At 68.7% G+C, this 23047-nt stretch carries 15 protein-coding genes and 1 pseudogene; 13 read left to right on the top strand and 3 right to left on the bottom strand.

From position 1 onward, the window contains the following. The first annotated feature begins 1918 nt into the window (after window positions 1-1918). The 10 genes from ACI782_RS22670 (at window position 1919) to ACI782_RS22625 (ending at window position 17676) form a co-directional block, all read left to right on the top strand. A complete protein-coding gene (locus ACI782_RS22670; protein WP_456912365.1) occupies window positions 1919-3124 on the top strand; it encodes a Gfo/Idh/MocA family protein in 1206 nt (401 codons plus the stop codon). Window positions 3125-3731: 607 nt separating this feature from the next. Continuing rightward, on the top strand, window positions 3732-4679 hold the full coding sequence (locus ACI782_RS22665; RefSeq protein ID WP_456912364.1) for a UDP-glucuronic acid decarboxylase family protein: 948 nt from the start codon (window positions 3732-3734) through the stop codon (window positions 4677-4679). Between the two features lie 397 nt (window positions 4680-5076). Beyond that, window positions 5077-7515, top strand: coding sequence for a glycosyltransferase (locus ACI782_RS22660; protein ID WP_456912363.1), 2439 nt, complete (start codon window positions 5077-5079; stop codon window positions 7513-7515). Further along, window positions 7512-9482: an ABC transporter ATP-binding protein gene (locus tag ACI782_RS22655; protein ID WP_456912362.1), complete on the top strand. Its 1971-nt coding sequence runs from the start codon at window positions 7512-7514 to the stop codon at window positions 9480-9482. The genes ACI782_RS22660 and ACI782_RS22655 overlap by 4 nt, the downstream gene beginning before the upstream one ends. Then, on the top strand, window positions 9479-11953 hold the full coding sequence (locus ACI782_RS22650; protein WP_456912361.1) for a glycosyltransferase family 2 protein: 2475 nt from the start codon (window positions 9479-9481) through the stop codon (window positions 11951-11953). The genes ACI782_RS22655 and ACI782_RS22650 overlap by 4 nt, the downstream gene beginning before the upstream one ends. After that, window positions 11950-12759: a hypothetical protein gene (locus ACI782_RS22645; protein WP_456912360.1), complete on the top strand. Its 810-nt coding sequence runs from the start codon at window positions 11950-11952 to the stop codon at window positions 12757-12759. Before ACI782_RS22650 ends, ACI782_RS22645 begins: the two co-directional genes overlap by 4 nt. Continuing rightward, window positions 12756-14084 carry a glycosyltransferase family 4 protein gene (locus ACI782_RS22640; protein ID WP_456912359.1) on the top strand — a complete coding sequence of 443 codons (1329 nt, stop codon included), beginning with the start codon at window positions 12756-12758 and terminating at the stop codon, window positions 14082-14084. Before ACI782_RS22645 ends, ACI782_RS22640 begins: the two co-directional genes overlap by 4 nt. A 151-nt stretch (window positions 14085-14235) precedes the next feature. Continuing rightward, window positions 14236-16038, top strand: coding sequence for a glycosyltransferase family 2 protein (locus ACI782_RS22635; RefSeq protein ID WP_456912358.1), 1803 nt, complete (start codon window positions 14236-14238; stop codon window positions 16036-16038). Next, window positions 16013-16714, top strand: coding sequence for a class I SAM-dependent methyltransferase (locus ACI782_RS22630; RefSeq protein WP_456912357.1), 702 nt, complete (start codon window positions 16013-16015; stop codon window positions 16712-16714). Before ACI782_RS22635 ends, ACI782_RS22630 begins: the two co-directional genes overlap by 26 nt. A gap of 65 nt (window positions 16715-16779) precedes the next feature. Further along, window positions 16780-17676 carry a hypothetical protein gene (locus ACI782_RS22625; RefSeq protein WP_456912356.1) on the top strand — a complete coding sequence of 299 codons (897 nt, stop codon included), beginning with the start codon at window positions 16780-16782 and terminating at the stop codon, window positions 17674-17676. A 197-nt stretch (window positions 17677-17873) separates the two neighbouring features. Here ACI782_RS22625 and ACI782_RS22620 read toward each other — a convergent pair whose 3' ends face one another. Both ACI782_RS22620 and ACI782_RS22615 read right to left on the bottom strand, forming a co-directional pair. Beyond that, a complete protein-coding gene (locus ACI782_RS22620; RefSeq protein ID WP_456912355.1) occupies window positions 17874-18728 on the bottom strand; it encodes a glycosyltransferase family 92 protein in 855 nt (284 codons plus the stop codon). Window positions 18729-18822: 94 nt separating this feature from the next. After that, window positions 18823-19080: a hypothetical protein gene (locus ACI782_RS22615; RefSeq protein ID WP_456912354.1), complete on the bottom strand. Its 258-nt coding sequence runs from the start codon at window positions 19078-19080 to the stop codon at window positions 18823-18825. A 448-nt stretch (window positions 19081-19528) separates the two neighbouring features. Here ACI782_RS22615 and ACI782_RS22610 point away from each other — a divergent pair. From ACI782_RS22610 to ACI782_RS22600, 3 genes and pseudogenes are all read left to right on the top strand, one after another. After that, window positions 19529-20796: pseudogene (locus tag ACI782_RS22610) on the top strand (IS256 family transposase). A gap of 57 nt (window positions 20797-20853) precedes the next feature. After that, the gene (locus tag ACI782_RS22605; RefSeq protein ID WP_456912372.1) at window positions 20854-21018 is read left to right on the top strand and encodes a hypothetical protein; all 165 of its coding nucleotides are present in this window, start codon (window positions 20854-20856) and stop codon (window positions 21016-21018) included. A 156-nt stretch (window positions 21019-21174) separates the two neighbouring features. Then, window positions 21175-22031 (top strand): IS5 family transposase gene (locus ACI782_RS22600; protein WP_456912371.1). Its coding sequence is split into 2 segments (ribosomal slippage): window positions 21175-21690 and window positions 21693-22031, totalling 855 coding nucleotides; the frame shifts between segments, so codons are not numbered across the junction. Between the two features lie 19 nt (window positions 22032-22050). Here ACI782_RS22600 and ACI782_RS22595 read toward each other — a convergent pair. After that, a complete protein-coding gene (locus tag ACI782_RS22595) occupies window positions 22051-22947 on the bottom strand; it encodes a class I SAM-dependent methyltransferase (protein ID WP_456912353.1) in 897 nt (298 codons plus the stop codon). Window positions 22948-23047 lie beyond the last annotated feature (100 nt).

The raw sequence follows: 23047 nt of genomic DNA, 5'->3' as shown, positions 1-23047 counted from the left end.
CGATGCGCCCGATCCCGGACCTGACACCAGCGCTCCTGGCCGGCCCACCGACACCGGCAACGGCACCCCACCGAGCCGCCCGGCCGACCCGGGCAACGCACCCGAGGGCGAGACCGACACAAACGCACCCGACCGGCCCAGCGACACCGGCAACGGCACCCCACCGGGACGGCCCACCGTTCCCGGCAGCGGCCCCGGCACCACCCCGCCGGGACAGCCCGCGGACGCCGGCCGCGGCCCCGACGGGACCGCTGGGACGCCCGACGTCCCTGCCACGGACAACCCGCCGAACAGCCCTGCTCCGCCCGACCAACCACCGGCGTCGGGTTCCGGCGAGGGAACCACTCCCCCGGAACCCGGGCAACCGGCGACAGTCCCCGAGTCACCCGAGTCACCGACCACAGATCCGCCTCCGCCCGGGGACAGCCCCGAGCAGGAGACCACCACCCCGCCCAGTTCGGGCTCCTCCACCCCGGCGCCTGGCTCGGATCTCCCCGCTGGCGACACCCCCTCTGACCCGGTCCCCCCGCCCGCCGTGGATCCACAGGAGCCCGGACCCCCGGCTTCCGAGCCGGACACGGGGAGCACCACTGGACCGGAACCCGGTGAACCAGCGACCGGTCCCGAGACGCCTGAGCCACCGATCAACGCTCCACAGCCACCCGTGACCGCCCCCGAGCAGGGGCACGCCGACCCCAGGGATGCAGGCCCGGACCTGCCAGCCACGGACACCGACTCCCGACCCGTTCCGTCTCAGGCCGACGACCCGCCGCAGTCGAGGTCGACTGCATCCGGCACGGGAGCCACCGACGACACCGATCCCGCGGTGCTGGCATCGGTCCCCGCCAGAGAGGACTCACAGCGGGACCGCCCCTCCAGCGAGGAGACAACGAAGGACGGCCCGTCGGCCACGACACAGGACGGGGCCGGGACGGACGCAGGCGCAGGGTCTTCGGCTGCCGATGCGTCGGAGACCCGAGAGCCGAGAGTCACTGCGGACACCCGTGGTGGGCAGACGACCGCGACGAACGCGCGCGAAGATGACCAGCCGAGCGTCAGCTCGAGCGCTGAGCCCTCGATCGCAGCACCGGTCGATACCCAGATCCGGATCACGACCGTCCATCACGCTGAGCCACCGGTGACGACGCCGCCCGCGGCGCCATCGCCCGAGGCGCCATCGCCCGAGGCGCCATCGCCCGAGGCGCCATCGCCCGAGGCGCCATCGCCCGAGGCGCCATCGCCCGAGGCGCCATCGCCCGAGGCACCATCGCCCGAGGCACCGTCGCCCGCCCTCCTGTCCACCCCTGCGACGGCAGCGACACCTCCACCGGCACAGGCGGCTGCTCCAGAGGCGCCGGCCGTGCTCATCTCCGCCACGGACCCTTGCCGCAGCGTCCAGGTCCGCGATGCGCTCAGGCTGAGCTCCACGGGAAGACCAGGAGCCACGGGAACCAGCTCTGCGGGCAACGGCAAGGGTCAGGCCCGCTCTGCTCGGGCAGGCACAGCGACTGCAGTCGTGCCCTCGAGCGGGCCCACAGATCGTTCGTATCCGCTCGCGCCGCTCCGGACGCCCACCCCCCTGGTCCCCACCGCGCCGACAGCGCCGACCTCGGGCTCGGCCAGCAACACGTCCGCCTGCGGGACCGGCAGCGGCTCCTCCTCTGCCAACGAACTGGCGGTCCTCTCGACCGCGCCCGAGGTCGCCCCGGCGCAGGCGTTGGCCCTCGCCAACGCGCGTGCCGCTGACCGGACCTCTGAGAAGACGTACGACCCGGGATCCCGCCCCGGCTGAGTCAGGTGCACGGCGCTTCGCCCCCACGCTCGTCATCCCGCACCGCAACCTGCACCCGGCCAGCACGCCGCCGGAATCCGCCCTCTTCTCCTGTGCGCGAGCACAGATGCTCCAAGGACCGATCCCATGCAGAACGACCTGCACGTCCCGACCATCCAGCACACCCGCGACAGCGGACGCCCCGAGTCCACGCACCAGTGGCTCCTGCAGGAGACTCCCGCTCCGTCGCGTGACCGCATCGCCGTCGTCGGCTACGGCTACTGGGGCTCCAAGCACGTCCGGGTGCTCAGCAGCACCCCGGGCGTCGACGTGACCATCGTCGACGGCCAGCGCGCGCGGCTGGCGGAAGCGGCGATGCACTACCCGTCAGCACACCTCGCCACCCACCTGGCCGACGTCCTCGACCAGGTCGACGCCGTCGTCATCGCCACGCCACCCCGGACCCACGCGCCGATCGCGCAGCAGGCCCTCGAGGCCGGCAAGCACGTGCTCGTGGAGAAGCCGCTCACCACGTCCGTGGAGGACGCCGAACTCCTCGTCAAGACCGCGACCCGCCAGGGCGTGCACCTGATGGTCGGCCACACGTTCGAGTACAACGCGGCCGTCCGGAAGCTGCGGGAGCTCGTGCGCTCGGGCGCACTGGGCCGGATCCTCTACGTCGACACCGCACGGCTCAGCCTGGGGCGCTACCAGAGCGACGTGAACGTGATCTGGGATCTCGCCCCGCACGACATCTCGATCGTGTCCTACATCCTCGACGAGATGCCGTCGTGCGCGACGGTGTGGGCGCACAGCCACATCAGCAGGCAGCACGCCGACGTCGCCTACCTCCGCTTCGACTTCCCCCGGTCGCAGACGCGGGCCTACGTCCACGTCAGCTGGCTGACGCCGAACAAGGTCCGGCAGGTCACCGTCGTCGGCGAGAAGAAGATGGCGGTCTACGACGACATGTCGGACACCGATCGGATCCGCATCTACGACATCGGCGTCGACGTCGAGGAGATCGACGACCCGATGGAGGCCCACGCCCTGCCGGTGACCTACCGCACCGGCGACATCGTCTCCCCGTACATCCCCTTCTCCGAGCCGCTCCAGCTCCAGGACCAGCACTTCATCGAGTGCATCCGAACGGGTGCGCGGCCCGACACCCCAGGGGAGCGAGGCCTCGAGGTCGTCCGGGTGCTCGCAGCCACGGACGAGTTGACCGGCGTCGCCGGTGAGGACGTGGAGGCCGGGGCCGGGGCGTCCACCGGCCAGCCCGACAACGGGTCGTTCACGCTTCCACTGGCGCGAGACCGTCGCCGCCCCTCGGCTTCAGGCGTGTCGGTATGACCGCCACCACATCCACTCCCTTCCTCAACGGCCGGGGGACCACCACTCGTGTCCGCGACCGCCTGGACCGTAACTGGGAGGACGTCGTCGCCCGCGGACACTTCACCGGCGGACCTCACGTGGAGACCTTCGAGGCCCGATGCGCGGACCACGGTCCGGGGGCGGACGTCGGCCGGATCCTCCGACGGATGTCGGCCGCGGGGCGGACGGCCGGCCCAGTCGGCCCTCGGGGGCACGGAACGGTTCCCCGTGTCGGCTTGCCGCTCCGGGAACCGGCCACCGCACGGGTTCGCCGTCAGGTCCTCGACATCGCGTCCGTGCTGGTCCTGGGGCAACCGCGGAGTGTCCAGCGTCTCGGCAGCGCTGCGTCCGGTCATCGGCCACAGCCCCGCGGCCCCCGAGGGCCGTGTCGCCCCTGCCCGGCCGCGACCCGTCGCAGCCTCCCGGTCATCTCCGACATCCGGATCCTGCGGCGCGTATCGGGTGGTGGCACTCGTGCCCCGAGCCCGACACATGGTCATTCCGTTGCCAGAGAGCCCTGCAACCACCCACTACGCAATGTGTTCACGGACCCTGTCCTGCACTACCCCCGAGTGAGGATTTGATCATGCCCAGAGTCGTAATCACGGGAGGCGCGGGGTTCCTGGGCTCGCACCTGTGTGACCGCCTGCTCGACGACGGGTGCGAGGTGGTGGCGCTCGACAACTTCATCACCGGCACCCCTGTCAACGTCCAGCACCTGTTGGGCCGGCCGGGCTTCCACCTGGTCAAGGCCGACGTGACGGAGTTCGTGCACGTGCCCGGTCCGGTCGACCAGGTCCTGCACTTCGCCAGTCCCGCTTCACCGATCGACTACCTGATGCTGCCGATCGAGACCCTCAAGGTGGGGTCCATCGGGACGTTGCACGCACTCGGCCTCGCCAAGGAGAAGGGCGCCCGGTTCCTGCTGGCCTCTACGTCGGAGACCTACGGAGACCCTCAGGTCCACCCGCAACCAGAGACGTACTGGGGTCACGTGAACCCGGTGGGGCCGCGCGGGGTGTACGACGAGGCCAAGCGCTACGCCGAGGCCCTGACCATGGCCTACCGGCGGACGCATGGCGTCGATACGGCGATCGTGCGGATCTTCAACACCCACGGCCCCCGGATGCGCCCCAATGACGGACGGGCCATCCCGGCCTTCGCCACCCAGGCCCTCACGGGCCGGCCGATCACGGTGGCAGGCGACGGCTCGCAGACCCGGTCGATCATCTACGTCGACGACCTCGTCGAAGGAATCATGCGACTGCTGCGCAGCGACCTGGCCGGTCCGGTGAACATCGGCAATCCGCACGAGACCTCGGTGCTCCACATCGCCGAGACGATCAAGCACCTGGTCGGCAGCAGGAGCGAGATCGTCTACGTCCCCCGCCCCGTCGACGACCCGTGCGTCCGCCAGCCGGACATCACCGTGGCGCGGCGGGAGCTCGGCTGGGAACCGAGGATCGGCTTCGCCGAGGGCCTCACTCGAACCGTGGAGTGGTTTCGCACTCAGGAGAGCGTGGTGCAGGCATGAGTGCTCCAACTCGATGTGTGCCCCACGGTCCTGAGGTGCACGTCGCGGTACCTCTACACACGGCGTCGAGTCCTCGTCCCAGGTCGGGGTGGCGCCTGGAGGACATGGCAAGGGTCCCGGACTCCGGTACCTCTGGATCGAACGGGCCCTGGTCCGGAGCCGCTTGCGAAACGGCACCTGACCGTCCGAATATGTGCCTCTGCGTTAGCCACACCGGACAGCCAGTCCTCTCCCCCAGCCGATGCCGTGCGCAGCCTTAGCCCGTCGTCGCGAGACCGAGTGGGGATCTGATGGAGTCCACCACGCCGCCGCCCTGTTCGATCGATTCCTCGAGCCATCGTCTCGGCCGTCGCGGTGATCGTCATTGGGGCCGCTCGGACGAGGGCCTGAGTCATCGGTGGCCGGCGTGAGCGATCACGTTCGGGCGGACGGGAAGCACTTCTCCGTGGGCGGGAGGCGCTTCCTGTTCCGGGGGGTCACGTACGGGACGTTCCGGCCTCGCTGCGACGGGGCCAGGTATCCCGAGCGAGATACGGTCAAGCGGGACTTCGCGATGATGCGCCAGGCGGGGTTCACCGTCGTCCGGACCTACACCCCGCCGCCCGACGACGTCGTCGATCTCGCCGCCGACTGGGGTCTACGTCTGTTGGTCGACGTCTTCTACCCCGACTGGCGGTATCTGGTCGGGACGTCGCGTAAGTCACGTCGGTGCATGGCACAGGACGCCGCCGCCCGGGTCCGGTCCGCCGCCGAACGGTACGCCGGAAACCCGTGGGTCCTGGGGCTGTCACTTGGCAACGAGGTGCCGGCGGACGCCGTCCGATGGCACGGCACCGACCGCGTGGTCGGGCTGATCGACGACCTCACGGACATCGTCCATGCAGTCGACCCTGACCGACTCGTGACCTACGCGAACTACCCGACCACGGAGTTCCTGTCTCTGGACTGCCTGGACTTCGTGACCTTCAACGTCTTCCTGGAGAGGCGCGCCGACTTCCGTCGATACCTCACCCGGCTCCACCACCTGGCTGGGGACCGGCCGCTCGTCCTGGGCGAGATGGGGATCGACGCGGGTGAGGACAGTGCCGGCCAGGCCCGCCAGGCGGAGGTGATCGACTGGCAGATGGAGACAGCAGTGGAGAGAGGCGCAGCCGGTACCTGCCTCTTCTCCTGGTGCGACGAGTGGTGGGTGGGTGACGCTGCTGTCGAGGGCTGGCACTTCGGCCTCACCGCGACCGACCGATCCCCTCGTCCGGCGCTCGACGTGGCCGCGCAGTGGAACAGCCGGTCGGTTGCGGACCTGCCGGTCGAGTGGCCGAGCCTCACCGTCGTCATCTGTGCGTACAACGCGGCGACCACGTTGCACGAGTGCCTCATGCACACGTGCGCCCTCGAGTACCCCGGGCTGGAGATCTTGGTTGTCGATGACGGCTCCACTGACGACACCGCCGAGATCACCACGTCCCATCCCCGGGCGCGGCTCCTCCGCATCCCCCACGGGGGTCTCGCGGTGGCTCGCAACGCCGGACTGGAGGCCGCCGCTGGCGAGTTGATCGCCTACCTGGACAGCGACGCCTACCCCAGCCAGGAATGGCCGTACCACCTGGCCCTGGGACTGGACGGTCCGACCGTCGGTGGCGTCGGCGGACCCAACGTCCCGCCCCCGCAGGCCGGCCCCGGGGAGCAACGCGTGGCCCGGGCGCCGGGAGGACCGGTGCACGTGCTGTTCAGCGACGACCGGGCGGAACACGTCCCGGGCTGCAACATGGCGTTCTGGAAGCAGGTGCTCCTGGAAGCGGGCGGCTTCGACCCCGTCTACACCTCCGCCGGGGACGACGTCGACATGTGCTGGCGCGTCCTCGACCGGGGCTGGGACATCGCTTTCCATCCTGCAGCCCTGGTGTGGCACCACCGTCGGGCCGGATTGCGCCCCTACCTCCGCCAACAACTCGGCTACGGCCGTAGCGAGGCGTTGGTCGAGGCCCGGCATCCCGACCGATTCACTCCCTGGGGAACGGCCCGGTGGCGCGGCTCGATCTACGATGCTGCGGCGCCGACCCTGTGGCGGCAACGGGTGTACCGGGGACCGTACGGCACGGCGGCCTACCAGTCGGTGTACCGAGCGGGCGGGCACGCCTTGGACCTGGCACACCAGGTGGGGGTCCCCGGCCTCACGGCCGTGCTTCTCACCGCGCCGCTGGGTCTACTCTTCCCGGCGTTCGTCCTGCCGGCCGTTCTTGGGCTCCTCGGCCTGCTCGTGCTGGTGTGCACCGACTTCGCCCGGGCCGATCCCCCGCGGACCTACGCCGGCCGCCGACTGCGCTTCCGAGCGGGTGTGGCGGTCCTGCACCTGCTCCAGCCGCTCGTGCGCACCTGGGGACGGGCCCGCCATCGGACCGTGGCACGGCGCGAGTGCCCGCCCGGCCCGGCTCTTCCCGGGCCGCTGACCACCGTCGACCGCAGTACTGTGATGACTCCGTGTCCTGGTGAACGCGCCGAGGTGACGGCGGCTGCGGTCGCCGTCCTCCAGCGTTCGGGGTTCCGCGTCGCTCCTGGGAATGGTTGGACCCACTTCGATGCGCGGATCCGCTCCGGCCCCTTCGCCACCGGGGACCTGGTGACCAGCGGCCACGTCCAGGGCTGGGTCCAACTGCAGGTCCGACGGCGGCTGCGCTGGCGTACCACGGTGGCCTTCCTGACGCTCCTAGGCCTGCTGGCGGCATCGAGCAAACTGGTGGCCGTGGTGGTCCTCGCCGTCGGACTCGGCGAGATGGCCCGCGGCCTGACGTGGCTGTCCACGGGCGTTCGCCGCTGTCTCGAGGAGGCCGCGCGATGAGCGGCGGCCGGGCCCGACACCGCAAGCCGACACGTCGGCCCTTCCGGTGGGTCGTTCGGCGACGGTCGCGTGCGGTGGAGGAGCCACGCCCGGCGGCGAACCGGGCACGGCCTCCGGTGAAGGAGTCCCACGGGCTGGGTGCCGCACTCCGGTACATCCCACGCGTCTTCCCCTACCTGCGTCCGTACCGGCATCTCATGGGCTTCGCGGTCGTACTGATGGTGGTGCTGGCCGCTCTCAGCCTGGCGGCACCCTGGCCGCTCGCCTTCCTCGTCGACAGCGCGCTGGGCGATCGACGCCCGCCCGAGTTCGTGTCCACGCTCGTGGGCACGAGTCCCTGGCGGATGATCCTGTTCGCTGTCCTCCTCGGGCTCTTCCTCACCTTCCTGTCGAACGCCGTGAGCATCCTGAACGCCTACGTGCAGACGCGGCTCGAGCAGCGGATGATCTTCGACCTGCGCAGCGACCTGTTCAGCCACGTGCAGCGGTTATCCCTGGCCTTCCACGACAGGACCCGCACCGGCGGGCTCATGTTCGCCATCAACTACCAGGCCGCGTCGGTCGGGGAGATCACCGTCTCGGTGCTGCCACTCGCGCAGAACGTCCTCACCGTCGCGGGAATGGGCTTCATCGCGTACCGCTTCGACCCGCGGCTGGCCCTGCTGGCGCTCACGATCGTGCCCGCCATCTACTACTCGACCCACGTCTACGCCAACCGGGTGGAGCCGCGCCTGCGGAACGTGCGGGCGCTCGAAGGAAACTCGTTGTCCATCGTGCACGAAGCGATGTCGATGATGAGGGTCATCGTCGCTTTCGGCCGGGAGCGGTACGAGCACCAGCGCTTCCGCAGCCAAGGGCGGGAGGCCGTCGACGCTCGGATCGACGTCACCGTGCGGCAGACCGCCTTCTCGCTAGGCGTCAACCTGCTCACTGCCGCCGGAACGGCAGTGGTCCTGGCGTACGGCGCGCACCTGGTGCTACAGGGGCAGATGACGGTCGGTGAACTGCTCGTCGTGCTGGCCTACATCGGAGCCGTCTACCGTCCGCTCGAGGAGATCAGCGGCACGGTTGCCGCGGCGCAGGAGCAACTGATCAGCCTCGAGGGAGCCGCTGAGCTCCTCGACACGGAGGTCGAGGTCAAGGATCCACCGGACGGCACGGTCCTCGACCGAGCGGCCGGCGCGATCACCTTCAGCGGGGTCCACTTCAACTACGCAGGGCGCGTCGACACGCTGACGGACATCTCCTTCCAGGCACCGGCCGGGGAGGTCGTCGCGCTGGTGGGTCCGACGGGTGCCGGCAAGAGCACGCTGGTCAGCCTCATCCCGCGCTTCTTCGACCCCAAGCAGGGGCAGGTCCTACTCGACGGTGTCGACATCCGGTCAGTCACCCTGGAGTCACTGCGCCGGCAGATCAGCATCGTGCTGCAGGAGCCGCTTCTCTTCTCGGGGACCATCGCCGAGAACATCCGCTACGGCCGGCTCGACGCCTCGTCCGACGACATCATCAGTGCGGCACGAGCTGCCAACGCCCACGACTTCGTCATGCGGCTACCGGACCGGTACGACACCATCCTGGGCGAGGGCGGAGCGCACCTCTCGGGAGGCGAGCGGCAGCGCATCTCGGTGGCTCGGGCCTTCCTCAAGGACGCTCCGATCCTCATCCTCGACGAACCGACGTCGTCGATCGACTCACGGACCGAGGCCGTCATCCTGGACGCGCTGGACCGGCTGATGGTCGGACGGACGACGTTCATGATCGCGCATCGTCTGTCGACCGTCCGCAATGCCGGACAGATCCTCGTCCTCGACCAGGGCCGGATCGTCGAACGAGGCACCCACAACGAACTCGTGAGGGCCGAAGGCCTGTACCGGGAGATGTACGAGGCCCAGAACGGGAGGCGTTCCTCGCCCGTCGTCCCACCGGCCCCGATCGTGGTGCCGGCCGACGGCAGGGGTGCGCGATGACCGCCCTCGTCGGGAAGCCCGAGAAGATCGTCCTGCTGGGGATGATCACGAAGATGCCCGTCGCGGGGGTGGTGTGGCAGACCCTGCACTACCTGCTGGGCTTCGAGCGGCTCGGGTACGAAGCCCACTACGTGGAAGCCCACGCCCGCACGCCCTCCATGCTGATGCGGCACGAGGAGGACGACAGTTCCGCGCGCGCGGCCGACTTCCTCGGAACGCTGATGCGGCGCTTCGGGCTCGCCGATCGCTGGGCCTTCCATGCGTTGCACGCCGACGGCAGGTGCTACGGGATGAGCGAGCCCGAGCTTCGGCGGCTCTACCGCTCAGCCGCCTTCCTGGTCAACCTGCACGGTGGGACCCAACCCCTGGCCGAGCACGCCGAGACCGGCCGGCTGGTCTACCTGGAGACCGATCCGGTCCTGCTCCAGGTCGAGCTGCACGATGGCGTGCCGGAGACGGTGGACTTCCTGTCGGCACACCAGGCCTTCTTCACGTTCGGGGAGAACATCGGCAACCCCGACTGCGGTTTGCCCGTGTCCAATCGGTTCGTGTTCCGGCCCACACGACAGCCGGTCGTCCTCGACCTGTGGGCGGAGAGGGGGACGCGCTCGAGGCCGGTCTTCACCACCGTCGGCAACTGGCGGCAGGAGTGGCGCCCGGTGCGGCTCCGAGGTGAGACGTACACCTGGAGCAAGCACCAGGAGTTCCTCAAGGTGCTGGATCTCCCGAGGGCCACGGGGCAGCGGTTCGAGCTGGCTCTGAGCAGTTGGTCCGACGCCGACCGCGCCGTCCTCGAGGAGCACGGCTGGTCCGTGCGTGCAGGCCTGGATGTCTCGACCGACATGGACGTCTATCGCGACTACATCGGATCCTCCCTGGGCGAGTTCACGGTCGCCAAGGACCAGAACGTGCGCCTGCGCAGCGGATGGTTCAGCGACCGCAGTGCGACCTACCTGGCAGCCGGCCGACCGGTCATCACCCAAGAGACCGGCTTCAGCAAGGTCCTGCCGACAGGGGAAGGCCTGCTTCCCTTCACGACCCGAGACGACGCGGTCGCGGCCGTGACCGACGTCGTCGGCGACTACGACAGGCACTCCCGGGCCGCCGTCGAGGTGGCCCGGGAGTGCTTCGACAGCGACGTGGTGCTGGGCAGGTTGCTGGCCGACCTCGGCGCCCGCCGACCCGGTCACCGGCAGCGCGCCGACGTCGCAGCCGACCCACCCCTGCCCGTGGACCTGGTCCTGACGCCGGTCTCGAAGCGGCCGACCAGGGTGCCTGAGGACACGGTCCAACGGGTGCTCGCGCTCCCCCTCCCGCTGCCGGACCGCGGCGGTCCCCCGGCGACGTTCCCAGCGGAGAGTGTCGTCATCGTCTCCTACGACAACCTCGTCTTCACCCGGATGTGCCTGGAGAGCGTCCTCGCGACGACGGACGAGGGTACCGAAGTGATCGTCGTCGACAACGCCTCGGCCGACGGGACCCCGACCTACCTGCAGGAGATGGCGACGCGGATCGCCCGGATCCGGCCGATCCTCAACGACGCCAACCGGGGCTTCGTCCGCGCGGCCAACCAGGGCCTCGCCGCGGCCCGAGGACAGCTCCTGGTCCTGCTCAACAACGACACGATCCTTCCGCCGGGCTGGCTGGACGGGCTGACGGCCCACCTGGCCGACGGCTCGGTGGGCATGGTGGGCCCGGTGACGAACGCCGCCGGCAACGAGGCACAGATCCCTGCCCCGTACCGCACCTACGGCGAACTGCTGGCCTTCGCCGACAGCATCAGCCGGCAGCCGCCGCAGCCCGTCGACATCCCCGTCCTGACGATGTTCTGCGTCGCCATGCGCCGGGACCGGTACTTGACCGTCGGGGACCTCGACGAGCGGTTCGGGCTGGGGATGTTCGAGGACGACGACTACGCAGAGCGGATGCGTGCCGCCGACCTGCGGGTGGTGTGCGCGCAGGACGTCTTCGTGCACCACTTCGGCGAGGCTTCCTTCGGGAAGCTCGTGCCCACTGGCGAGTACGGCGAGCTGTTCCGGGCCAACCGGCAGCGCTTCACCGAGAAGTGGGGCCGGCCATGGAGGGCGCACGGTCACCGTCCGGACCCCGAGTACGCGGGTGTGATCGAGCAGATCCGGGCCGTCGTCCGCGCACAGATCCCGCCAGACGCCACGGTGCTCGTTGTGAGCAAGGGCGACGACCGCCTCCTGGAGCTCGACGGCCGACGGGCGATGCACTTCCCCCAGGACGCTGTCGGCGTCTACGCAGGTCACTACCCGGCGGACGACCGCGAGGCGATCGAGCACCTCGAGGCACTTCGCGCACAGGGCGCGAGCCACCTGCTCATCCCCCGGACCGCGGCATGGTGGCTCTCGCACTACACGGGCCTGCGCCGTCACCTGGAGGACCGCTACACCACCTGCCCGGCTGACGACGCGTGCGTCGTCTTCGCGCTCCAGGGGTCACCGTGAGCACGGAGACAACGCGCACCACGGAAGACCCCCATGCCCGCCACCGCGCCTACCAGGCGTTGGTGGGACGCCTGCGCGACCTGGTGCATCGGACCGTGCCGCCCGGCGCGACGGTCGCCGTGGTCAGCAAGGGCGATCCGGACCTGGTGTCGCTGGAAGGGCGCCAGGGATGGCACCTCCCCCAGGACGACAGCGGCGGGTACGTCGGTTACCACCCCCGGGACAGCGCGGCCGCGATCGAGGCGCTCGAGGCGCTGCGCACCCGAGGAGCCGACTTCCTGGTCCTGCCGGCCACCACCCGTTGGTGGCTCGACCACTACACCGACTTCGCGATCCATCTGCAGCGCAACTACGAGTCCTTGGTGGATCTGCCCGAGACCGGCACCATCTACAGCCTGAACCCGGCCGGTCGCCTCGTCGCCCAGGCCGACACCGCACCGGATGGTGGACTCGAGAGGCATCGGCGGGAGCTGCTGGCCCAGCAGATCCAAGACCTCGTCGAGCACCTCCTGCCGGCCGGGCAGCCCGTCGTGGTCGTCGACGGCGAGGGCGCCTCGGCTCTGCAGCTCCCGGGCCGATCGACGATGCACCTACCGGCTCTCCGATCCGATCGGGTCGACCGGTTGGAGACCTTGCGCCGCCAGGGCGCGGCCTACCTCGTCGTCAGCCGGACGGCGTTCGACCGGTGGCGGGCCGACGACGTCCTCCGCCCGCACGTCGAGCAGCACTACCGCTGCATCACCCGGCAGGCACACGTCTGCTTCCTGTACGAGCTTCTCCCAGCAGAGGAACCCGTGATCCCATGACGCGCCGCGTGTTGTCCGTCTGCCACAACCACCCCGCCGTCCGCCCCGGGGGCGCCGAGGCCTACGCCTACGAACTGCATCGCAGCCTCGCCGCCACGCCCGGCTACCAGTCGATCTTCCTGGCCAAGGGTGGCCCGCCGGTGGGCTACAGCGGCTCCGTGCACGGCGGCACCTGCTTCGGGGCCACGGGCGAGGGAGAGGACGAGTACTTCTTCTACACCGACGGTTACGACTTCGATTACCTCTTCGGCACCCAGCCGGGCAAGGACTTCTACACGAGGCACTTCCGCGGTTTCCTCCAGGCCTACGAACCGGACATCGTGCACTTCCAGCACACCCTCTTCCTCGGCTACGACCTGATCCGCGAGGTCAAAAACGTCCTTCCGGACACACCGATCGTCTACACGCTCCATGAATACCTGCCCATATGCCATCGAAATGGGCAGATGGTGCGCACGGGCTCCGAAGAACTGTGCCACCGCGCCTCACCGCGGCGTTGCCACGAGTGTTTTCCGAGCATCTCCCCGCAGACGTTCTTCCTGCGGGAGCGCTTCATCAAGTCGCACCTCTCCCTCGTCGACATGTTCATCGCGCCGAGCGAGTTCCTGCGACAGCGGTACATCCAGTGGGGGATCCCGGCGGAGAGGATCCGCACGGAGGAGTACGGCCGTCGTCCCGTGGGACGGACGGCGAGGACCTCGGACCGTCCGCGACGTGATCGCTTGGGTTTCTTCGGGCAGCTCAGCGGCTTCAAGGGTGTGGACGTGCTCCTGGAGGCCATGAGGATCCTGCAGGGGGAGGACGACGCCGCGGCAAGGGGGCGGGGACAACCGCGCCGACTTCCGCAGCTACGCGTGCACGGGGCCAATCTGGAGCTGCAACCCGGCGAGTTCCAGAACCGCTTCAACGCCCTGCTCGAGTACACGCGTTCCACCGTCACGTTCGTCGGGAAGTACGACCACGAGCACCTTCCCGGACTGATGGAGCACGTCGACTGGGTCGTCGTTCCCTCGGTGTGGTGGGAGAACTCACCCCTGGTGATCCAGGAGGCGTTCTTGCACCGCCGCCCAGTGATCTGCAGCGACATCGGTGGAATGGCCGAGAAGGTCACGGACGGCGTCAACGGACTGCACTTCACAGCAGGGGACCCCACCAGCCTCGCGGAGACGATCGAGCGTGCCACGGGGACGCCGGGACTCTGGCAGGAGCTGCGCGACGGCATCCCGGAGGTCTACGACATGACTCGGCACATCGACGAGCTGGACCGCCTCTACACCGCACTGCTGGCCGGCCGGGACGCCGAGGACGTCGCACATGTCCACTGAGATGCGCGTGCTGGGCTCAGGGAGGGGCATGTCGGGCTCGGCCCCCACGGCGGTCGGTTCACGGCTCGAACCCCGACTGGGTCATGCCTGCTGGCTGTCGGCCGACGTCCTGTTCCTGACGACGTCGGGGGCCGCACCCCGGAGCGCGCAGGTGAAGGCATTCGTGCGGTGCCGCGGACGCACCGTCCCGCTGGCCGTCCGCGCGGTCGACTACCCCCGGCCGGGTACGGACACTGCCGGCTCCGGAGGCATGGCGCAGGCCGCCATCCTCCGGCTACCTCCGGGTCACACACGGGTCGACCCGCTCGACGTGGTGCTGCGCTGGTCCGGCCGTTCCCTGCGCCTGGAAGCCGCGGAGCTGCGCGCGGCCACGGTGAGCCTGGACACCCTCCTGCGCGAGGAGCTCGCGGCCCTGGAATCCGCGCAGAGAGCGGACATCCTGGACTTCATGGCCGGCGGACCCGGAACAGCCGCGGCCGCGACGGACGACGTACTGGGGACGGGAGCGGGCTGCTGTGCCGAGACGACGGGCGGGCGACCTCTGTCCGGCGACCTGCACCTGAGCAGGAGCCTGCACGCCGCACGGGAGGCGTTGCGGGAACGCCTGCCCGTGTGCGTAACCTCGCGGGATGCCCCGCAGGGGCTCAACGTCGACGCCGTGCTCGCCGTGGACGACCACGGCTTCTACGTACAGGGCTGGATACATGACGCGGAGGCGGCGCTGACCCGGCTGACCGCGGTATCGCCGGAGGGGTCGCGAACGGAGCTCTTTCCCCGGCTCTACCGGTTCCGACGGCCGGACGTCGAACGGTTCTACGACGACAGGTCCGATGCGCAGCCCCGCCCCGAGCACGGTTGGATCTCATACTTCGAGACCTCGGCACCGAGCCGGCTGACCGGCGGCTGGACGTTCGAGATGGGCAACGCGGTAGGGGCCGCGTTCGAGGTCTCGGCCCCCGCCACCACGCGGGACATCGCAACGGTTCGGGAGAAGATCCTGCACGACCTCCTCCGCGAGCGCCTGCCCGCGGACGTCCTGCGGAGTCGGCACATCGCGCCGGCGCTGACGCGGCTGGAGGAGCGCCGCCGCTCGCTGGCCCGAGTGGAGAGCGTCGACCAGCACGGAGTCCCGCCGACCAATCCGGAGGTCACCGTCGTCGTCCCGCTGTACGGACGGATCGACTTCCTCGAACACCAGCTGGCGCAGTTCGTGCACGACCGAGAGCTGCGGCGGGCGGACCTGATCTACGTCCTCGACTCCCCGAATCTCGCCGAGCCGTTCCGGGTGACCGCGGCCCAGCTGGCCGAGCTGTACGACATTCCTTTTCGTGCCGTCGTGTTGAGTCACAACATCGGCTTCGCCGGGGTCAACAACATGGGCGCCGACCTGGCCCGGGGACGGTTGCTGCTGCTCCTCAACTCCGACGTCCTCCCCCGCGAGCCCGGCTGGCTGAGCGCCATGCTGGACTTCTACGACGCAACGCCGGGGATCGGCGCGCTCGCCCCGAAGCTGCTGTACGAGGATGACTCGATCCAGCACGCCGGCCTCTACTTCCGACGGCTGCCGAACACGGGTCTGTGGAACAACGAGCACTACTTCAAGGGGCTGCACCGAGCCCTGCCCGCCGCCAACGTGCCGCGACCCGTCCCAGCGGTCACCGCCGCGTGCATGATAGTCGACCTAGCTCTCTACCGGGAGATGGGTGGGCTCCGGGGGATGTACGTCCAGGGCGACTACGAGGATTCCGACCTCTGCCTGCGGTTGGCGGACGTGGGCCGCGATGCCTGGTACCTCTCTTCCGTGGAGCTCTACCACCTGGAGGGACAGTCGTATCCGTCGGAGATCCGTGCGCTGACCGGCGCCTACAACCAGTGGCTCCACACGCACGTGTGGGGTCCGTGGATCAGTCGGAAGATGGGGGAGGTCGATGAGCGACCCCGTGACGACGTCTGACCGTGCCGCGCCGCCGACTGCCCGGGACCGGCTCGAGGAGCTGATCCGCTGGTGTCTGGGACTTGACTACGTCTCGAGGTCCTCGAAGGACGGCATCGAGACTGGCAACCACTACCAGTCGGTGCTCCTTGGAGACTTCAGGACAAACGGCTTCCGCAGCGACCGGACGGAGTTCCTCGACAGGGTCGACTTCCGCGCCAAGCGCGTCCTGGACCTCGGCTCCAATCTCGGCGAGACCAGCCGAGCGGCGCGTGCCCGCGGAGCGGACCTGGTGGACGGCTTCGAGCAGGATCCGTTCTTCGTCGAGGTCGCCCAGCTGCTGAACGCCTACAACTCCACCGAGCGGGTGTCGTTCTTCCGGCGGGACATCACGGACGCAGCGTCGTACGAGGGTCGGTACGACATGGTCATGGCGCTGGCGGTGTGGACGTTCGTTGCGCCGCGACTCACGTCCATCGCCAGCGTGACCGATGTGTTGGTAATCGAGACGCACAACCTGGACGGAAATCTCCAGCGTGACTACCTCGACGTGCTCAGCCGCCATTTCCCGGCCTATCGCGTCTTGGGCGAGTCGGACTGGGGGCGGACCCACGGCCCCGAGGGAGGCCGCGCCGTCGTCATGAGCGCCAAGACCGAGGCAGCCCTCGAGCGGTCGATACTACCGCCCGTATCATGACGACAGGGCCAAGGCCCGGTCCAGGGGCGACTGAGGCACCAATCGAGGGCCAGAGCTCCACCCGGATGCTCGACGTCCGGCGCACCGATCTGCACAGCCGATTCTTCCACGTCTTCCAGTACCGGTTCGCCAGCGAGTTGTTGGAGGACCTGGAGCAGCTCCAGCTCGACCACTTCTCGTTCGGGCGAAGCCTGGATGCGCAGCGATCGCACTACGGCGGATGGCACTACTGGTTGCTCTACCTCAAGGGGTACACCCAGTACCAGGCACTGGGCACCGTCGATGCGGACAACGTCTATCTGCGGCATCTGGCACGCGGCCTCACGGCGCAGAGCGTCGACCCGACCCTTCGCTCATCGTCGGCTCCGGCTGTCACGGAGATGATCCTCCGCCGGTTCAGGGACTGTGACCGGCTCAGTCGGCCCGCGACCGCCCGGCAGTTCGCCGCCAACGAACTCGCGCCGGTGACGGCGTTCGTCCGGACTCCGCCCAGCGTCGAGGACATGCTCACGCTCTACAGCGTCGACTCCCCGGAGCCCACCAGGGCGCGTCTGGTCGACGGGCACCACCGGTTGTTCGCCGCTCGGCTCTTCGGCGTCAAACGGCTCCGATTCCGGGTCGTCATGGAGCCGGCGACCGTGCCAGCGGTACCAGGAGAAACACGAGTCCTCGAACTAGCCGACAACAAGCTGCGCATCCACGGCTGGTTGTCACCACGCTCGGCAGCAGTGCAAGTGGTCGAGCTCCGGTGCGACGGCCGGACGATCGGCCGCGCCCCCGTAGAGGTGCTGGCTTCCGCTGGGCTCGACTCAGAGGGGCCTCGACACTACGAGTTCTCGATCGACGTCGACAACCCAATCGTCGACGGCATCACCTCTGTAGACGTCATGGCTCTCTCGGACTGGCTGCCCGTGGGGCGACTCCCCGTCAGACTCAAACCACCGGGCGAGAGACAGGATTGAACTGGCTCGAAGACGCCCCTACCACAGGACACCGACCCAGTGCACCGCTTCGACGGAGGGAGGGGCCGACCATGCCGGCCGAGGATGGCATCCCCTAATGCTGCAACGGCAGTTTTGATGCGTACCCACACGCCTCGTGACCCACGTGCGTGGAGGGGGTGGAACGGCTCCAACTTCGCGAACACATTGATGAACCCCTACTTCGAGCCCTCGGAGCCAGGCGTAGCTGTGCGCTTTGCGTGGCGGCTCTCGGCTCGGTCGCCTCGGCGCTCGCGCAACGCCGTGTGCACAGGCTCGACGTAGGGCTCGATGATGTAGTCCTCGACTTCGCTCAGCCGGTCGAGCTCGGCCTGCGGGAGCGGGTCGCGAAGCTGGCCGGTATCGGCCCGGATCCGGTCGAACTTCTCCCGGCGTTCCTGCTCGGACTTCGTGTAGTAGTGGTGGATCCTGAGCCGCGAGACCGAGAACGTCGCCGTGTACGGGCCGTAGATCAGCTCCTTGTTCTCGTCCGAGGTCACGGTCCCGGGATGAGCAAAGCTGTGCGCGCCGCGGCAGTGGGAGGTCCGCGTTGGATCGAGGACCACTTTCTTGGTGTTCTTCGGGGGCTCCCCTCGCCGGCGCACGTAATTCTCGATCACCAACCCGTCCGGTTTCGCGACGTGCCCAGAGGTCCCGTAGATCACGACATTGACCCCGACGCCGGGCAACTCCTCGTAGTCGACCAGGATCTCGGGCACCGATCTGCCCGTGGGCGAGAAGAGGAACTCGTCGACATCGATGAACGCGATCCAGCGCGAATCGTCGCGGTGTCTCTCGAGACAGTCGTTGTACGCCGGGATCTGCGCCTCGACCATCTCCGCCGGCCAGTCGTGTACTACGACTGTCCCTTGCTCCATGTAGGGGCGGAGGATCTCGGCATGGTCGTCTGTGCTGCCGTGGTTGTAGAGAAAGAAGCGCTCGACACCGATCAGGCGATGGAACTCGAGCCATTCCTCAAGGTATTGCGCCTCGTTCTTGTATATGGCGCACACGGACAGGTAGGGCCTCGCCATGCTTCGCTACGGTACCTGATCGCTTGGCTGCGCTGGTCGATCGCGTCGAGATACACAGTCGCTGGTGGCCTCCATCACCACCAATGACAGCTGTTCAACGACCAGATGCTCTCGGAACGCCAAGATGGAGTTGTTCGTCGAAACAGAAGTTGCCAACTGCGTTGGAGGAGTCCTCTCCCCACTGCTGGCCAACATCGCCCTGTCCGCTCTCGACGATCACTTCGCCGAGAAGTGGCAGGCGACCGGAACCAGCATGCGACGCCGAGGCATCCGCAAGCGCGGCGGCGCGATTTATCGACTCGTGAGTTACGCGGATGACTTCGTCGTGATGGTCAACGGCGCCCGCGAGCACGCCGAGGCGATCCGGGGCCGGCCGGTCCGGCCTGCTCGTAGCGGACCGCCCACCGCTTGGCCGTGGGCCAGGCGACGCCGGACACCGCCGCGGCGCAGAAGATGGTCCAGCCGTCCTGGACCACGGCACGGGCCAGCCGTAGACGCTGGCGGGGAGTCAGAGCGGCATTAGCGTGGGCCTCAGTGTCGGGGTGCTGAGCACCGCATTGGATGGTTGCGGTGGTTGGGATCCTGGCCGGCGGTGGCCTGGCTCTTAGCGTGGGTGAACCGCCCCGGGTTCAGTTCATTGGAGGCCCCATCAATGCCGGGTGGCGTGTCAGATTCGCTGTGTAAGTGCGTGACTCCGGAGCTGAGCCTCCGTGGCTTGGAGAGGGCACGCAGTGACAAACACAGTGCAGTCGCCGGTGGTCGACGATGGTGCGGTGCCGGCCGACAGGCCCCGAGGACGGGTGGGCCGGCCGCGCCGTGACAGCGGTGAGCAGCCGCTGGTCTCACCGGACCTGGCGCGCCGGCTGGTGGCCCAGGCCCGCGAGGAGGGCCCGGACATCGCCGGGGATTCCGGGCTGCTGCAGCAGATGATGAAGTCGGTGCTGGGGCCGCGCTGGCCGAGGAGCTGACCGACCACCTGGGCTACGAGCCCGGCGACGCGGCCGGTCGCGGCTCGGGCAACTCGCGCAACGGCAGCACGCCCAAGACGCTGCTGACCGAGGCCGGGCCGGTGGCGCTGGAGACACCGCGGGATCGGGCGGGCACGTTCGAGCCGCAGATCGTGCGCAAGGGCCAGCGCCGGCAGGACGGCATCGACAAGATTGTCCTCGGCCTCTACGCGAAGGGCATGAGCACCCGCGACATCACCGCCCACCTGGCCGAGATCTACGACGTCGACGTCTCCCCGGATCTGATCACCAAGATCACCGACGCGGTGCACGCCGAGGTCGCCGAGTGGCAGGCCCGCCCGCTCAACGCCGTCTATCCGGTGATCTTCCTCGACGCGCTGGTCTGCAAGGTCCGCGACGGCGGCAGCGTGCGGAACAAGGCCGCGCACCTGGCCGTCGGCGTCGACGTCGAGGGCCGCACGGAGGTGCTGGGCATCTGGGTGGAGACCACCGAGGGCGCGAAGTTCTGGCTGCGGGTGATGAACGAGCTCAAGGCCCGCGGAGTCGCCGACGTGCTCATCGCCGTCTGCGACGGGCTGACCGGGCTGCCCGAGGCGATCACCGCGGTCTGGCCCCGCACGGTGGTGCAGACCTGCATCGTGCACCTGGTCCGGGCCTCGCTGCGCTGGGTCAACTACAACGACCGCAAGAAGGTCGCCGCGCTGCTGCGCACCATCTACAGCGCGCCGACCGAGGCCGCCGCCCGCGCCGAGCTCGAGGCGCTGGCCGAGTCCGACTTCGGCCGGAACAACCCGGCGGTCATCCGCCGCTGGCGCGACTCCTGGGAGCGGGTCATTCCGCTGTTTGACGTCGCTCCCGAGGTCCGCAAGGTCATCTACACCACGAACATGATCGAGAGCATCAACGCGACGCTGCGCCGCAGCACCCGCAACCGCGGCCACCTTCCCTCCGACGAGGCCCTGCTCAAGGTCCTCTACCTGGCCTGCAAGGAGATGGGCCGCACCACCACCCGGGCCACCGCCGGCCGCGGCAGCGGCGCCTGGAAGACAGCACTCAACCAGTTCGACATCATGTTCCCGGACCGGCTCGACCTGGCCTGACCCATCACCGAGTCAGGCACTTACACAGGCCAGCTGACACACCCGATGGCGCCGACGGTGCCCAGGGCCCACCTCATCGCCGAGCCCGACACCGGGCTGATCACCGGCTGCGCGCTGACCCGGGCCAGCGGCGCGGATACCGGCGACGCCACCGTCGGGCTCGGGCTGCTCGCCGGCGACCCCACGCTCGGCGAGCCGGTGCAGGTGCTAGGCCGTGTTTGAGAAGTCGCCCGCGCAGCGGGGCGGGCGTGTTGGTGCCGTGAAGAAGGCGAGGTCTCCGGTAGAGGGATCAACGACCAAGAAGACCCTCACCACGGAGACCTCGTGGACGGCACCCTACCGACTGGTGCCCGCCATGACCTGACCGACGAGCAGTGGATGATCCTGGCCGCCCTGCTCCCGGGCAGGTCACGGACAGGCCGACCTCGCCGCTGGACGTTGCGGCAGCTGATCGACGGCATCCGCTTCCGAACCCGCACCGGTTGTCCCTGGCGGGACGTGCCCGAGCGCTACGGCACCTGGCAGTGCGTCTACGGCCTGTTCCGCGCCTGGCAGCTGGCCGGCCGGTGGGCAGCGATCGAGACCGCGCCGCAGGCGGTGGCCGACGAGGTCGGGTTGATCAACTGGACGGTGTCGGAGGACTCCACCGTCAATCGGGCCCATCAACACGCCGCCGGCGCCCGCCGCCATCCCGAACAGCAGCTCCAGCCACCGGTCGGCGAACCGGCCGACCATGCACTCGGCCGGTCTCGCGGCGGCCTGACGACCAAGGTGCACCTGGCCGTCGAGGCCGGCCGCAAGCCGCTGGCCACGGTGCTCACCGCCGGCCAGGCCGCCGACAGTCCGCAGTTCACCGTGGTCCTCGGCCGCATCCGGGTGCCCCGACGATCCGGACCGGACGACCCCGGATCCGGCCGGACCGGGTGCTGGCCGACCGGGCCTACTCCAGCCGCGGCAACCGCGCCTACCTGCGCCGACGCGGCATCCCGGCGACCATCCCGAACAAGGTCGACCAGCTGGCCCACCGCCGGGCGAAGGGCTCAGCCGGCGGCCGGCCCCCGGCGTTCGACCGTGACCGCTACAAGCAGCGGCACGCCGTCGAGTGCGGCATCAACCGGCACAAACAGAACCGAGCGTTCGCCACCCGGTACGACAAGCTCGCCGTCCGCTACGACGCCACCGTCGAGATCACCAACATCAACATCTATCTCCGCGACTTATCAAACAGGGCCTAGGTCTCTAGCCCAGGCCGGCCTACGAAGAGCAATAGGCAAGAGCCCCGACAGGCCAGTGTTCTCTGAGGTCATTCGCCGAAGGAGACGTGATGAGTGTGAAGGTCTCCCGCTTCATCGCGACGAACGTGCACCGATCGTGGTGTTCGATCCCGGGTTCACCGAAGTTCAGGTGCGGAGGAGTGAAGCACTCGTAGACTGAACTGAACCCCACATCTTGCAGTGCGTTGACCAGCGATGGCCTCGAGAAGTGGAAGCTCGAGTCATTGCGGAGCGACCCCCACAGCAGTTGAGGTTGGAACTCTTCTCGCAAGGCATGGTCGCCGTCAACGTCAGGCCCCATGTAGTGAGCATGAGGCTCGGGAACTCTGTGACCGTGATAGGTCCTGCCTCTGTACTGGATCGACGTGCTGGGATTCAAGCTCACGTGCGTGTCGATGACGACGACCTGCAGCACTAGATCGAACATCCTCTCCATGAGGATGAAAACATCAGGAGAGTCCAGGTGATAGAGGATGCCACTGCAGAGTATGGCATCGAACCTGCCATGTCGGGACGGGTCGAGGTTCCGAACGTCATCGCACACGAACTCGACATTCTCCAACTGCAGGACCTGCTTCGCGAACGACGCTTTGGCGATACTTCCCGGGCGGCCGTCGATGCCGACGACATGGGCTCCGTGGAGTGCTGCCTCTATCGAGTACTGCCCGTCGAGACATCCGAGGTCCAGCATCCTGCAGGATTCGAAGGGCTTGTCGACCAGGTCGTGGACGACCTGCAACAGGCGTCTCAGTCTGGTGTGCGGGATCCCCTCATTCCCTCTCGTCCAGACTCCGTGGCCGAGTGGGATGTCGAAAGTCCACTCACCGTGACGCTCCACGAGGTCGGACAACTGCGCCTCGATGTCCTCCTTCTTCACCGCTCGTCCTCTTCCACGGAACTCATTCGGACTCGTGCCAGTGGTTTCAGCGGTGTGGGCCCTCTCGAGAGAAGCAGTCGATTGTCGTGCACTGGAGAAT

The sequence above is a fragment of the Geodermatophilus sp. SYSU D00703 genome (assembly GCF_054050155.1).
Note: the sequence above shows the minus strand (reverse complement) of the source record. Positions and strands in the feature narration are given on the sequence as shown.